Source organism: Streptomyces sp. NPDC093984 (assembly GCF_044764595.1).
Taxonomy (GTDB): Bacteria; Actinomycetota; Actinomycetes; order Streptomycetales; family Streptomycetaceae; genus Streptomyces; species Streptomyces cynarae.
The window spans coordinates 127,244-140,265 of sequence record NZ_JBIWIM010000008.1 but is presented as its reverse complement, the minus strand read 5'-3'; the positions used below and the strand labels follow the sequence as shown (position 1 = coordinate 140,265).

Annotated in this window: 14 protein-coding genes; 8 read left to right on the top strand and 6 right to left on the bottom strand. The window is 72.0% G+C overall.

Annotated elements, in window-relative coordinates; genetic code table 11:
• Positions 1–315 precede the first annotated feature (315 nt).
• On the top strand, positions 316–891 hold the full coding sequence (locus ACIRC0_RS27430) for a flavin reductase family protein (RefSeq protein ID WP_403620740.1): 576 nt from the start codon (positions 316–318) through the stop codon (positions 889–891).
• 95 nt (positions 892–986) lie between these two features.
• Here ACIRC0_RS27430 and arfB read toward each other — a convergent pair whose 3' ends face one another.
• The gene (gene arfB / locus ACIRC0_RS27425; RefSeq protein WP_403620737.1) at positions 987–1,457 is read right to left on the bottom strand and encodes an alternative ribosome rescue aminoacyl-tRNA hydrolase ArfB; all 471 of its coding nucleotides are present in this window, start codon (positions 1,455–1,457) and stop codon (positions 987–989) included.
• Between the two features lie 150 nt (positions 1,458–1,607).
• On the opposite strand from arfB, the gene ACIRC0_RS27420 reads away from it, so the two are divergent.
• From ACIRC0_RS27420 to ACIRC0_RS27410, 3 genes are all read left to right on the top strand, one after another.
• The gene (locus ACIRC0_RS27420) at positions 1,608–2,183 is read left to right on the top strand and encodes a TerD family protein (protein WP_103839798.1); all 576 of its coding nucleotides are present in this window, start codon (positions 1,608–1,610) and stop codon (positions 2,181–2,183) included.
• Between the two features lie 108 nt (positions 2,184–2,291).
• Positions 2,292–2,804: a GNAT family N-acetyltransferase gene (locus tag ACIRC0_RS27415; protein WP_200420964.1), complete on the top strand. Its 513-nt coding sequence runs from the start codon at positions 2,292–2,294 to the stop codon at positions 2,802–2,804.
• Between the two features lie 13 nt (positions 2,805–2,817).
• A complete protein-coding gene (locus ACIRC0_RS27410; RefSeq protein ID WP_403620733.1) occupies positions 2,818–3,318 on the top strand; it encodes a hypothetical protein in 501 nt (166 codons plus the stop codon).
• A gap of 33 nt (positions 3,319–3,351) precedes the next feature.
• On the opposite strand, the gene ACIRC0_RS27405 is transcribed toward ACIRC0_RS27410, so the two are convergent.
• Entirely contained in the window at positions 3,352–4,326 is a 975-nt protein-coding gene (locus tag ACIRC0_RS27405) for a zinc-binding dehydrogenase (protein WP_403620730.1), read from the bottom strand.
• Between the two features lie 144 nt (positions 4,327–4,470).
• Here ACIRC0_RS27405 and ACIRC0_RS27400 point away from each other — a divergent pair, with 144 nt between their 5' ends.
• The 3 genes from ACIRC0_RS27400 (at position 4,471) to ACIRC0_RS27390 (ending at position 6,437) form a co-directional block, all read left to right on the top strand.
• Positions 4,471–5,145, top strand: coding sequence for a pentapeptide repeat-containing protein (locus ACIRC0_RS27400; protein WP_403620727.1), 675 nt, complete (start codon positions 4,471–4,473; stop codon positions 5,143–5,145).
• Between the two features lie 307 nt (positions 5,146–5,452).
• A complete protein-coding gene (locus tag ACIRC0_RS27395; RefSeq protein WP_403620724.1) occupies positions 5,453–5,644 on the top strand; it encodes a hypothetical protein in 192 nt (63 codons plus the stop codon).
• Positions 5,645–5,678: 34 nt separating this feature from the next.
• Positions 5,679–6,437 (top strand): PP2C family protein-serine/threonine phosphatase, encoded by a 759-nt coding sequence (locus ACIRC0_RS27390; protein ID WP_403620721.1) that lies wholly within the window; start codon positions 5,679–5,681, stop codon positions 6,435–6,437.
• Between the two features lie 14 nt (positions 6,438–6,451).
• Here the strand turns inward: ACIRC0_RS27390 and ACIRC0_RS27385 are convergent, their stop codons facing one another.
• The 4 genes from ACIRC0_RS27385 to ACIRC0_RS27370 form a co-directional block, all read right to left on the bottom strand.
• Positions 6,452–6,958: a GNAT family N-acetyltransferase gene (locus tag ACIRC0_RS27385; RefSeq protein WP_403620718.1), complete on the bottom strand. Its 507-nt coding sequence runs from the start codon at positions 6,956–6,958 to the stop codon at positions 6,452–6,454.
• A 68-nt stretch (positions 6,959–7,026) separates the two neighbouring features.
• Positions 7,027–9,657: a glycosyl hydrolase gene (locus ACIRC0_RS27380; RefSeq protein ID WP_403620715.1), complete on the bottom strand. Its 2,631-nt coding sequence runs from the start codon at positions 9,655–9,657 to the stop codon at positions 7,027–7,029.
• Between the two features lie 335 nt (positions 9,658–9,992).
• A complete protein-coding gene (locus ACIRC0_RS27375; RefSeq protein WP_403620712.1) occupies positions 9,993–11,399 on the bottom strand; it encodes an NAD(P)/FAD-dependent oxidoreductase in 1,407 nt (468 codons plus the stop codon).
• Between the two features lie 9 nt (positions 11,400–11,408).
• On the bottom strand, positions 11,409–12,074 hold the full coding sequence (locus ACIRC0_RS27370; RefSeq protein ID WP_403620709.1) for a rhomboid-like protein: 666 nt from the start codon (positions 12,072–12,074) through the stop codon (positions 11,409–11,411).
• A 10-nt stretch (positions 12,075–12,084) separates the two neighbouring features.
• On the opposite strand from ACIRC0_RS27370, the gene ACIRC0_RS27365 reads away from it, so the two are divergent.
• Complete coding sequence (locus ACIRC0_RS27365; RefSeq protein WP_403620706.1) at positions 12,085–12,975, top strand: aminoglycoside phosphotransferase family protein; 891 nt, start codon at positions 12,085–12,087, stop codon at positions 12,973–12,975.
• The last annotated feature ends 47 nt before the right edge of the window (positions 12,976–13,022 follow it).

Genomic DNA, 13,022 nt, shown 5'->3' with positions numbered 1-13,022 from the left:
CGGCACGCTACTCGGCGTACTCCCCGGATAGCGTCGTGCAGCGTCTCCGCCACTGAATCACAGCGCGCTGCCCACTAGGTACACAGGGTCAACAAAATACGCTTCCTGTGACTCAAGTCACAGCCAAAGATGAACAATTACGGAGGGGTTCCGCATTTTTCCTGTGTGTCCGCGGAATGCTTCCGGACTCGATGCGGGCCCTGTGTGCAGAGCTTGTGATCCTACGACGTCCGTCGACGTCCGTCGCTGGTCCTAGGACGCGATTCGGGCCCGGGCCCGATGTGGGCGGCCGTGCGCGGGGACTAGCGTTTTGACGTGCTCAAGACTTCCGCTGTCCCGTCCGTGTCCGCCGTGCCGCCCTCCTCCGGGCATCCTGAGGGAGTGAGCAACGACGAGTTCCGCGCTGCCATGTCCCGGCTGGCCGCGGGCGTGGTCCTGGTGACCTCGCACGAGCCGGCGCTGGATCCCGAGGGGCCGAAGGGCGAGGACGTCGGCATGACGGCGACCGCCTTCATGTCGGTGTCCCTGGACCCGCCCCTGGTGTTGGTGAGCCTGCGCGAGGGCGCCCGCATGGACGACCTGCTCGCCGAGCAGCCGCTGTGGGCGGTCTCCGTCCTCTCGGAGAGCCAGCGGCACATCGCGGGACGCTTCGCGATGAAGGGCCGCATCAGCGACCGCCTGCTGTTCGAGGACATCCCGTACGTCCGCGGCGAGGCCTCCGGCGCACCGCTGGTCGGCGGCGCACTGGCGACCCTGGAGTGCCGCACGGAACAACGGGTGCAGGCGGGCGACCACACGCTGGTGATCGGCCGGGTGCTCACGGCCCGGGTGCCGAGTGCGGAGGGCGGACCGCTGATGTATTTCCGGGGGCGTTACCGGCACTTGGGGTGAGCGGAGGAATCCGTGGCCCTCGGTGCGGGGAGACGAGCGGGGAGCAGACCGTGGGCGTCCTGGGACCGACCTGACCCGCCGGTCCGGCCGTCCGCCTACGTCCAGTCACGGGCGGACCGGCCGCGTTTCGTCTCCGAGCGCTGCTTCTTCTCCCGCAGTCGCCGCTCGTTGATCCCCCGTGGGATCCGGGTCGGCCTGCGGGGCCTGGGCGGGGGCGCGGTCGCCTCCGCCAGCAGCGCCGCCAGGCGTACCGCGGCGGCCTCGCGGTTGCGCCACTGGGAGCGGTGCTCGGAGGAGCGGACGCTGACGATCCCGTTGACCAGGCGGGGCGCCAGGCGCTCGAGGGCGCGCTCCTTCCACACCTGGGGAAGAGCCTCGGTGTTCGCCAGGTCGAAGCGCAGCTCGACCTGCGAGTCGCTGGTGTTGACGTGTTGTCCGCCGGGCCCGGACGACCGGGAGAAACGCCACATCAGCTCGGCCTCGGGGAGCGAGACGGAGCCGCGGATTCTGTGTTTTCCGGGGGACGGACCCCCGGATCCCCGAGAAGGACCGGACATGCCGTCCATGTTCCCCGCTCCGCCCGGTCCGCGTCATCCCGATTTCCGGCGGCGGGTAAAAAAGGTAAAGGAACCCGGAACCGCGGGTACCTCCCTCGGCGTTGCTAGAGGTGGCGGTAGCTTCATCCGCACACGCAACGAGGGAAGGGACTCCCAACAATGGCTGTAAGCCTGTCCAAGGGTGGCAACGTCTCGCTCACCAAGGAGGCTCCGGGCCTGACCGCCGTCACCGTGGGCCTCGGCTGGGACGTCCGCACCACCACCGGCACGGACTTCGACCTCGACGCGTCCGCGATCGCGGTCAACGCCCAGGGGAAGGTCTACTCGGACCAGCACTTCGTCTTCTTCAACAACAAGCAGACCCCGGACAACTCGATCGTCCACACGGGTGACAACCGCACGGGCGAGGGCGCGGGCGACGACGAGGCGATCAACGTCAACCTGGCGGCGCTCCCGGCCGACATCGACAAGATCGTCTTCCCGGTCTCCATCTACGACGCGGAGTCCCGCTCGCAGAACTTCGGCCAGGTGCGCAACGCCTACATCCGTATCGTCAACCAGGCCGGCGGCCAGGAGATCGCCCGCTACGACCTCTCGGAGGACGCGGCCACGGAGACGGCCATGGTCTTCGGCGAGCTGTACCGCAACGGCGCGGAGTGGAAGTTCCGCGCGGTCGGCCAGGGCTACGCATCGGGCCTGGTGGGCATCGCCCAGGACTTCGGCGTCAACGTCTGACGGAGCCCCCTGTCTCCTCACCGGAGCCCCGGTCCGGGGGCCGGGGCTCCGGCGTGGTCCCCGGCCTCCCACGACCCGTGCGGGACCCGTCCGCGATACGTTGCGCGGGTGATCCTCGAGCCCCTCTCCCCCGCCCCCGACCACGACCTTCCGGGTGAGCTGCTGACCGAGCTCACCGGGCTCTACGCCTCCAACCGGGAGTTCCACGCCCTGAGCGGCGACTTCCCCGACCCGGACGACATCCGCCCCGAGCAGGTGGCGGCCGCGCTGGCCGACGAGTTGGCGCACCCTGACGTGGAGGTCCTGCTCGCCCGCAGTTTCGGGCGGCTCGTCGGCATCGTCGTCACCCTGGCCCACCACCCCGACCCGGCCGACCCGGACCCGTGGATCGGCCTGCTGATGGTGGACGCGGCGATGCAGCGCCACGGGCACGGGCGACTGCTGGCGTCCCTGGTCGAGGACCGCTTCCGCGCCGCGGGCCGCACCGCCGTACGCCTCGCCGTGCTGGAGAACAACCCCGCGGGCCTCGCCTTCTGGACCGCGCTCGGCTACGAGGTCGTCGACCGCCGCCCGGACCGTGACCGGGGCCGCCCGTGCGCCGTGCTGCGCAAGGCCCTGTGACACCATCGCCCCCGTGCTCGACATCGGCTACGCCCTCTCCAACCGCTTCCCGGACCCCCCGCAGACCGACTACCGCCGCGCGGACGTCCGCGCCCTGCGGCACGACCTGTTCTGCGGTGACGTCTATCTCGCCGACACCGAGGCGGACCGGGAGCTGTCCACAGCCTGGGGATGGGTGCCGGTGCTCGACTTCGCGTGGGCGCTGTGCGACATCGTCGAGCGGCTCGACCGGGACCCGCTCGGCAGCCGTGCCGCCCGGCCTCAGCGCGCGGAGCTGGACTTCACCGAGTCGACCGACCGCCTGCTGTTCGAACGCCGTTTCGGCTGGGTGGACATCGAGGCGGAGTGGCTGCCGTCGGCCGAGCCCCCGCTGACGTTCTCCCACGCGGAACTGCGCCGCGAGGCCCGCGACTTCCTGCAGGACCTGATCGCCGACCTGACCGACCTGCACGAGGGCCTCGGCGAGAACCCGGCGATCTGGACGCTGCAGGCCCGCTTCCCGCGGGTCGCCTGACACCGGGCGCCCCCGGACGCGGCGGTCCGCCCCTCACGGCTCCAGCACCACCTTGCCGACCGTGCCCCGCGTCTGAAGGGCCCGGTGGGCCGCGGCGGCCTCGGCGAGCGGGAAGCGCTGGACGGCCGGGACCAGGCGGCCGGCCGCGGCCTCGGCGAGGGCCCGCTCCTCCAGGGTGCGCAAGGGGTCCAGACCGCCCGCCCTCCGCAGCATCGCGGGACCGAGGACCTGCTCGGAGACACCTTCGACGAGATACGGCCGGCCGCCCCGGACGCCCTCGGCGGACCACCCGAACACAAGGTGGCGGCCACCCGGCGCGAGCAGTCGCACGACGGTCCGGGCCACCGCGCCGCCGACGCCGTCGAAGACCACGGTGACCCTGCCGTGATACTCCGCGAGTCGGTCCGCCCAGGCCGGGTCCGTGTAGTCGACGGCGAGGTCCGCGCCGTTCTCCCGCACCCGCGCGACCTTCTCCGGACCGCCCGCGAGCCCGATCACGGCGGCGCCCGCGTGCCGGGCGTACTGCACGAGGAGGGTGCCGATGCCGCCCGCGGCGGCCGGGACGAGGGCCACGGAACCGGGGCCGAGGTCGGCGAACTGAAGGATGCCCATCGCCGTGCGGCCCGTGCCGATCATGGCGACGGCCTGCGCCTCGTCCAGGTTCGCCGGTATCTCGTGCAGGCGGGCGACGTCCGTGACGGCGAGTTCGGCGTAGCCTCCCGGCACGAAGCCGAGGTGGGCGACGACCCGGCGGCCGAGCCAGCGGGCGTCGACGCCCTCGCCGAGGGACTCGACGGTGCCGGCGACCTCACGGCCCGGGATCGTGGGCAGCGGGGCCGGCCCGGGCGCGGGACCGGTCTCGCCCTCGCGGAGCGCGGTGTCCAGCAGGTGCACGCCCGCCGCGGCTACGGCGACACGTACCTGGCCGGGGCCCGGTTCGGGGTCCTCGACCTTCTCGTGGGTGAGGTTCTCGGCGGGGCCGAAGGCGTGCAGCCGGATCGCGTGCATGGGAGGGCTCCTCGTCCGTGTGTCTTTGCCGTCGTCTGTCGTGCCGCTCTCGGAAGGCCCACCCTTCAAGCTCAAGCGCGCTCGAGGTCAAGGGCGACGTCGCAGGCCGGGGCGATTGTCAGTGGTGGGGTGCAGCATGGGGCCATGGTGCGGAAGGCGCGGGTGGTGAAGGCGGCGCGGCGGCCGGAGGTGCGGCTGCCCGAGCTGGTGACGTGGACGGACGGGGAGGTGCTGCCGGACGGGGACTACGACGGGCTGGAGTTCCGGGACGCGGATCTCGCGGGGCAGGACGGCGGGGGCGCCCGGTTCATGGACTGCGCGCTGACGGGGTGCGCGCTGGACGGGACGGGGCTCCACCACGCGCGCGTGCTGGACTCGGTCCTCACGGGCATACGGGGCGTGGGAACGGACCTCGCGGAGGCGACCCTGCGCGATGTGGAGCTGGTGGAGGCCCGGCTCGGCGGGACGCAGCTGCACGGGGCGGTGCTGGAGCGGGTACTGGTGCGCGGCGGCAAGATCGACTACCTGAACCTGCGCAAGGCGCGGCTGAAGGACGTCGTCTTCGAGGGCTGTGTCCTCATCGAGCCCGACTTCGGGGGCGCCCGGCTGGAGCGGGTGGAGTTCGTGGACTGCGTGCTGAAGGGAGCCGACCTGACGGCGGCGACCCTGGTGGACGTGGACCTGCGCCGCGCGGCGGAGCTGGACATCGCGCGTGGGTTGGAGCGCCTGTCCGGCGCGGCGATCAGCCATGCGCAGCTGCTGGATCTCGCGCCGGTGCTGGCGGCGGTGATGGGGCTGCGGGTGGCGGAAGCGGACTGACGGCCGCCCGGCACGGGCGGTGGGCCGGCACGGGCAGCGGACCGGAACGGGAAGCGCACCGGCACGGGCAGCGGGCAAGCACGGGCGGTGGACCGGCACGGGCAGCGGACCGGAACGGGAAGCGCACCGGCACGGGCAGCGCACCAGCACGGCGTCGTCGTCCGGGGCGGGATGGTGGCGGCCGCGGCCCTCGAAGCGGAACTGCGAACCGCGCCATGCCGCCCGGCAGGGACGTGCGCCGCCACTCGTCTCGCCACAGCAGTCGCGTGGGGGGACCATAGAAGTGGGGCGACGAAGGAGGCCCGCCATGAAGAAGTCATCCGGAGCCTCGGATTACGACACCTGGCTCTACTCGCACACCCCGTCGCAGGCCGAGGGCGAGCGCGACGAGCCGGGCGAGCGCAGCGCCAAGGAGCAGCACCCGGACGTACCCCGCACGGAGCCGTCCCAGGCGGAGGGCGAGCGGGGCGCGGACGAGCAGAGGCCGAATCGTCTCTGACCACGGGCGATCCGATGATCGGCGGTGGCCTTCGGTGTCGTATGTCGCTGTCAGCGCGCTCAGCCACCCGGGCCTGCTGCGGGAGAAGAACGAGGACAGTCTCGTCGCCGGGCCGTGGACGCTGTGTGCCACCGTCACCGAGAACCCGCAGACCCTGGTCTTCCCCCTCGGGACGCCCCTGGTCGTCGCCGTGGCCGACGGACTCGGCGGGCACCCCGGCGGCGAGGTGGCGAGCGCGCTGGTGGCACGGCGGTTCGCGGCCCTCGGGCCGGCGCTGGGCAGTGAGGACGCCGTCCGGGGCGCCGTGGACTCCTGCAACCGTGCCGTCTACACGGCCGCCGAGGGCGGCGAGGACGACGGTCGCGGCCTCGCGATGATGGGCACCACCGTCGCGGGTGCCGTCGTGCTGGCCAAGCAGCTGCTGGTCTTCAACGTGGGAGACAGCAGGGTCTTCGCCGCGCCCCGGAGCGGACTGCGGCAGGTGAGCGTGGACGACAGCCCACCCCTCGCGCCGGGGCAGCGCACCACCTCGCTGGTCACGCAGTGCCTCGGCGGCTCCCCGCACTACCGTGCCGTCGTGGCGCATGTGACGGCCACGCCGTTGTCACCGGGCGACCGCTATCTCGTCTGCACCGACGGCCTCACGGATCCGGTGCCGGAGGACATGATCGACGCGGTGCTGCGGGAGCACGACGACGGACGGGCCGCCTTCGAACTGTGGAAGACCGCCATCAGCGCGGGCGGCCCCGACAACATCACCCTCGCGCTCGTCCGCGTCGCCGACGACGACTAGAGGGGGCAGGCTCCTTACGAGGGGGCAGGCCCCCTACCCCTGCGCCCCGCGGATCGCCCCAGCTCCGCCAGCGCCCCGTCCGTCAGCCGGTACACCGTCCACTCGTCCTGCGGGCGGGCGCCCAGGGCCTCGTAGAAGTCGATCGACGGGCGGTTCCAGTTCAGCACCGACCACTCCAGACGCTCGTAGCCGCGCTCCACGCAGATGCGGGCCAGTTCCGTCAGCAGCGCCTTGCCGTGTCCCGCGCCGCGGGCTTCCGGGCGGACGTACAGGTCCTCCAGGTAGATGCCGTGCACGCCCCGCCAGGTGGAGAAGTTCAGGAACCACAACGCGAACCCGACGACCTCTCCCCCGTCGTCCTCCGCGACATGCGCGAACGCCGCCGGCCGCGCGCCGAACAGCGCCTCGCCCAGCTGCTCCTGCGTGGCCCGCGCCTCCTCGGCCGCCTTCTCGTAGGCGGCGAGTTCACGGATCAGGGTGTGGATGACGGGGATGTCGTCGGGAGTCGCGGTGCGGATCATGCGGGCAGTCAAGCACAGGTGGGGCCGGGCCCACCAAGGCCCGGCCCCACCCCGCCGTCACCGACGGCTCAGCGCAGGCGCCGTACGTCGATCGCCCAGATGCCGCGCCCGTGGGTGGCCGCGTACAGCCGTCCGTCGGGGCCCGTGCGGAGCTGGAGGACCGCCGTCGTGGGCAGGTTGGTGCCCGCCACCTTCCAGCTGGACGCACCGGCCGGGCGGACCAGGACGCCGAGGTCGGTGCCGACCGCCACGGTCCCGTTCTTCAGCAGCACGACCGTGTTGGCGGGCACGTCCGGCAGGTTCCCGGAGATGTCCTTCCAGGTCACACCGCCGTCCCGGGTCTCGAACAGGTGTCCGACACCGGCGCCCGGCCCCTCCGTCCACTTGCGGGAGAAGCCGTTGACCGCGAGGAGGACGTGGCTGGAGTCCGCCGGGTCGATCGCGAGGCCCGCGAGGTAACGGTTGGGGACCGTCCCGTCGGCCGGGAGGTTCAGCTGGTGCCAGCCGGTGCCGTCCGCGTTGCCGACCGCGATGCCCCGGGTGAAGCCCTCGTTGTTGCAGGGGCCGCACCAGGCGGCGTACACCTTGCCCCCGGAGGAGGCGACGGCGGTGGCGGTGTGGCCCTCGCCGAGGTCGAAGGCGTTGAACCACTCGCTGCCGCTGCGGATCGCCCAGCCCTTGGTGTTGATCCACACGTGGCGGCCGCCCGCGACCCAGGTGTTCGCGTCCTTGATGTCGGAGTTCAGCGGGGCGATGAAGCGGGCCTCGCCGGTGGCGTTGTCGGGCGGGGCCACGGAGTAGGTGGTCGCCTTCGACGGATCGGTCATCCAACTGCCGTCGTTCACCGCGCAGTTCTGCGTGACCGCGACCGCCAGGTACACGTACTCGGAGGCGATGTTGCACCCGTTGGCCGGGTCGACGATCGTGTCGCCTCCGTCGCCGCCGAAGTTGGAGCCCATCACGCGGTCGCCGGGCCGCAGGACCGACTGGCCGTTGTCCTGCAGACCGCCGCTGACGTCGAGCCCGCGCGCTGCCTGGTCGATGCCCACGCCGACCGAGTAGTACTGCAGCGCGTCCATCGTGCCGTCGTTCAGGGACGTCCAGTCGGTGCCGTGGCCCGAGGCGTTCGCCGAGCCGTTCAGCGGCCTGCGGAACGCGCCGCCGTCGTCGCCGACCACCAGGTACGGCGCGCCGCCGTTGCTGCCGATCGCCACCGCGTGCTGGTCGGCGTGCACGGTGGAGGGGCAGTCACCGCTCTGCTTGGCGGGGTCGATGGACCAGCAGGGGAAGCCGAAGTTCCAGTACGGTCCCGGCACGGTCCAGCTCTTGCCGCCGTCCTTGGTCTCGAAGACCTCCTCCAGACCCGCGTAGACGTGGTCGGGGTTCTTCGGGTCGACGGTGAGGAACTGGTCGTACCAGGCCTGGATGCCCGGCTGGTAGCCGGCGCCGGTGAGCGCCGAACCGGAGTCGCGCAGCTGCGTGTAGTCGGCGATCTTCGTCCACGGTCCGGTCGGAGAGCCGGACTTGGAGACGAAGATGCCGGCGAGCCCGCTGTCCGGATTGGAGTTGGTCATGGCCGGCGACTGGTCGATGGCGTAGTAGCGGGAGCCGTCGGCGCTGCGCGCGAAGGTCACGTTGCCCACGTCGTCGCTGTCGCTCGGCAGGTCCCCGAGGCTGGTCAGCCGCTGCCAGCCGTGCGGACCCTTGGCGTAGAAGCCGTTGTAGGCGTCGCCGCCGCGCCAGCCGACCGCGAGGACGACCTTGTTCGGGTCCTTGGGGTCGATGGCGATGTCACTGGTGATGTTCTTGTACGCCGCGTCGGGGTCGCTCGCCTCGGAACCGCCCGGCAGATAGTCGGGGTTGGGGGCGAACTCCAGCTTCCACGGGCCCTTCAGGGACTTCGTGGAGTGGCTCCACACGCCGCGCGTGGTCGCCGCCCACACCTTGTCCCCGCCGAACCGCAGCGCGTTGATCGAGGTGGACTCCAGTTCGTCCCCGCCGACCCGGTCACGGGTGCTGAACTTCCCCTTGCGCGGGTCGTCGAGCACGTAGACACCCGTGCCGAGGAACGAGGTCGCGCTCGTGTTGGCCTCACCGGTCGCGTACCACAGCCGTCCGCGACCGTCGAGCTGGAGGTCGCCCGTGGAGAGGGCGGGCAGGCCGTCGGAGATGTTCTGCCAGTGCCCGCCGCCCGTGCGGGAGCGGAAGACACCGCCGTTGGCCGAACCGGCGTACACATACCCGTGGTTGTCGGCCGCGAGCCCGGTCACGCGCCCCGTGACCCGCCCGGCGCCGCCGCTGGAGTTGGAGTTGGTGTCCCGGTAGCGCGGGTCGTCGGAGTCGTACGGCAGCCGCGTCAGCTCGCTCCATTTGCTGTGCGTGTGCCGCAGACCGCTGAGTTCGCCGTACGCGGCCCCGTAGGCGCCCGGCGCCACGATGCCCGGCGAGGTGCGGGCCTCCGCGTACTGGTCCGCCTGCTCGGCGATGTTCCCGGCCTCGTCCTCGTCGCCTCCCCCGGGGTCCTCCGTCTCCGCGAACGGGGACAGGCCCTTCTGCTGGTTCAGAAGGGCCTGTTCCCGAAGCGCCCGCACCCCGAAGGGGTCCGTATGGGGACCTGATGCCGCCTGGGCCTGTGTGACCGTCAGACCCAGCGCGGCGGACACGGCGAACACCGCCGCCCATGCCCGTCTTCTGCGCAACCCGTCTCCTGCCATGAAAAACGTGCCCTCCCCTAAGAGCCGTGGCGTACATGACACAAACTGCCCACAGCTTTGGGGAGACGGGAGTTGAGGGAGAAGCGCTTACGGGCAATCAGAGCGTAAAGTTTTCCAGGGAGCCGGCGGGGCCCAGGGGACGCAGCCCCCTGGAGGGGTCCGGGGGACGCCGCCCCCGGCCGGAAGCTCGGGGGACGCAGCCCCCGGCAGGGGTGCCCGGGGGTCCCCCCCGGGGATGGAAAGGGTGAGTTCGGCGGGGGCGAAACCGATCCGGGGCGCGCCCGGCGGTCACGGCAACAGCCCAGCGCAGCGGCTACGCGTCAGTGGCGTCCGGCGACCCGGTCGGCCAGTCGTGCCAGCCGTGACGACTCCATGCCGGGCGCCGTCCGTTCACGCCGGTCCGCCGTGCGGTAGGTGGCGTACATGCCGTGCACGCCCAGCCAGCGCAGCGGTTCCGGCTCCCACTTGCGCACCCGGTGGTTCACCCACGGCAGCGCCGTCAGCTCCGTCGGGCCCCCCTGACCCGAGTCCTGCTGGACGAGGTCGCGGAGCGTGCGGGCGGCGAGGTTGGTGGTGGCGACGCCCGACCCGACGTAGCCGCCCGCCCAGCCGAGGCCCGTGGAGCGGTCCAGGGTGACCGTGGCGCACCAGTCGCGCGGCACGCCCAGCACCCCCGACCAGGCGTGGGTCACCCTGATCCCGGCCAGCGACGGGAAGAAGCGGACCAGGATGTCGTACAGCGCCTCGACGGTGGCGGGCTGGGTGCGGCCGTCGTTGTCCGTGCGGGAGCCGAAGCGGTACGGGATGCCGCGGCCGCCGAGCGCGATCCGGCCGTCGGCGGTGCGCTGGGCGTACATGTACGCGTGCGCCATGTCGCCCAGCGTCTCGCGCCCCTCCCAGCCGATCCGCTCCCACTGCGCGTCGGTGAGCGGCTCGGTCGCGATCATGGAGGAGTTCATGGGGAGCCAGGTGCGCCGCTGCCCCTTCAGGGAGGCGGTGAAGCCCTCCGTGCAGCGCAGGACGTACGGGGCGCGGACCGTGCCGTAGGGCGTCACCGCGTGCTTCGGGCGGATCTCGGTGACCGGGGTGTGCTCGTGGATCGTCACGCCGAGCGCCTCCACGGCCGCCGCGAGGCCCTTGACGAGCTTCACCGGGTGCAGCCGCGCCCCGTGCGGGGTCCAGGTCGAGCCGACCGCGTCCGCCACCCTGATCCGCTCGGCGGTCTGCCGGGCGCCGTACAGCTCGCGATCCTTCTCACCGTAGGACAGCTCCTGCTCGTGGAAGGCCTTCAACCGGGCCAGCTGCGCGGGCGTGTACGCCACCTCCAGGACGCCGCCGGCGTGCACGTCCGCGTCGATGCCCTCCTCCTCGGTGACGCGGACCACCTCGGCGACCGTGTCGTTCATCGCCCTCTGCAGGCGGACGGCGGCCTCGTGGCCGTGCAGCTTCGCGTACCGGTCGCGGCCCGCGATGCCGTTGTAGAGCCAGCCGCCGTTGCGGCCTGAGGCGCCGTAGCCGCAGAACCTCTGCTCCAGGACCATGATCCGCAGGAAGGGCGCCGCCTTCTTCAGGTAGTAGGCGGTCCACAGGCCGGTGTAGCCACCGCCGACGATCACCACATCGGCGGACGCGTCCCCGGCGAGGGGTTCCCGGGGCCCGGGGAGGCCGTCGTCGGCGTACCAGAAGGAGAGGCCGCCGTTGACGACGCCATTCACCGCACTGTTCATGCGCGGACGCTAACTCCTGAGAGCGACCAGTGTCTCCTTCGGATTCCATGGTTTTCCGCGGCCACGGGTCAGCGGAAAGCAGGCCAGACCGATCAGCACCGAGATGAAATGCCCGAAATCCGTGAAGGTGGGGGTCGTGGTCAGGGGGAGGGCGTACACCAGGAGGACGACGGTCAGATAGGCGTAGCTCCAGGGCGGCGCGAGCCGGTAGGTGAGCACGCCGATCACCCCGGCCAGCGCGTAACTGACCCCGAAGTCGAGCGTGTTGACCGCCGAGTACGGGGCCATCCCGTCCTTTATCGCCTGCAGCAGCGCGCCCTCGCTGACGAGCGTGGCGAGCACGTGCGCGGCGGCGCACACGGCCAGCCAGCGGGCGGTGCCCAGCCAGCGCTCCGCCTGCGCGTGGAAGACCGTGTAGAGCGCGGCGTACGGCAGCCAGTGGCCGCCGTTGATCCACATCGCGGAGGTGATGAACACGCGCAGCGGGTCCTGGGACAGCTGGTGGATGTTGGTGGACCGATGCCGCAGGAAGCGCTCCTCGAAGTGCGGCGACATATGGTGCAGCGCGATGGTGGTGAAGAACAGGACCAGCAGCCACACGTACGTCCCCGGGGCGCTGCGTATGTAGGCCGCCGCCGCCCCGAGGCCGCGCCGAAACCGCCTGACCCCGTCCACACAGGCCAGTATGGCCGGGAAGGTGATCGAGGTGCCTGGCGAGCTGGTCGCTTCACAGGAGAAATTCAACCGGGAGGCGGGGCGCGCGTTCGTCGCGCAGCTGCCCCGGCGGGTGGAGGAGTTCCTGGAGCGGTGGGGGCTGCGGGTGGACGGGCCCGCGATGTACGGGGTGACCGCGCTGGTGCTGCCGGTGACCCGCGCCGACGGTGCTCCGGCAGCGCTCAAGCTCCAGCTCCGGGACGAGGAGAGCGAGGGCGAGCCCCTGGCATTGAGCGCCTGGGACGGGGAGGGAGCAGTCCGCCTGCTGGAGCACGACGAGCCCACCTGCACGCTGTTGCTCGAACGGCTGGACGCGACCGGCACGCTGACCCAGGTGCCGGACGCGCGTGAGGCGGTCCTCGTCATCGCGGAGCTGCTGGCCCGCCTGACCGCCGTCCCGGCCCCGCAGGGAATGCGCCGGCTCGGCGACATCGCGCGGGCGATGCTGGAGCAGGCCCCCCGAGCGCTCGAGCGGATACCGGACCCGGCGGACCGCCGCCTGGTGGCGGACTGCGCGGCCGCCCTGCGCGAGGTCGCGCCCGAGCCGGGCGACCGCCTGCTGCACTGGGACCTGCACTACGGCAACGTCCTGGCCGCCGACCGCGCCCTCTGGCTTGCCATCGACCCCAAGCCGCTGGCCGGCGACCCCGGCTTCGACCTGCTCCCGGCGATCCGCAACCGCTACGACTCCGCGGAGACCCGGTGGCGCTTCGACGCCCTGACGGACGCACTGGGCCTGGACCGGGAGCGGGCGCGGGCCTGGACGCTGGGCCGGGTGCTGCAGAACTGCCTGTGGGACATCGAGGACGGCAGGGCGCCGGAGACGGTCCAGACGGAGATCGCCCGCACGCTGCGCGGCTGAAGCACCGCCCGAGGACACGCCGGGCCGAGACACGCCCCCGGATGGAC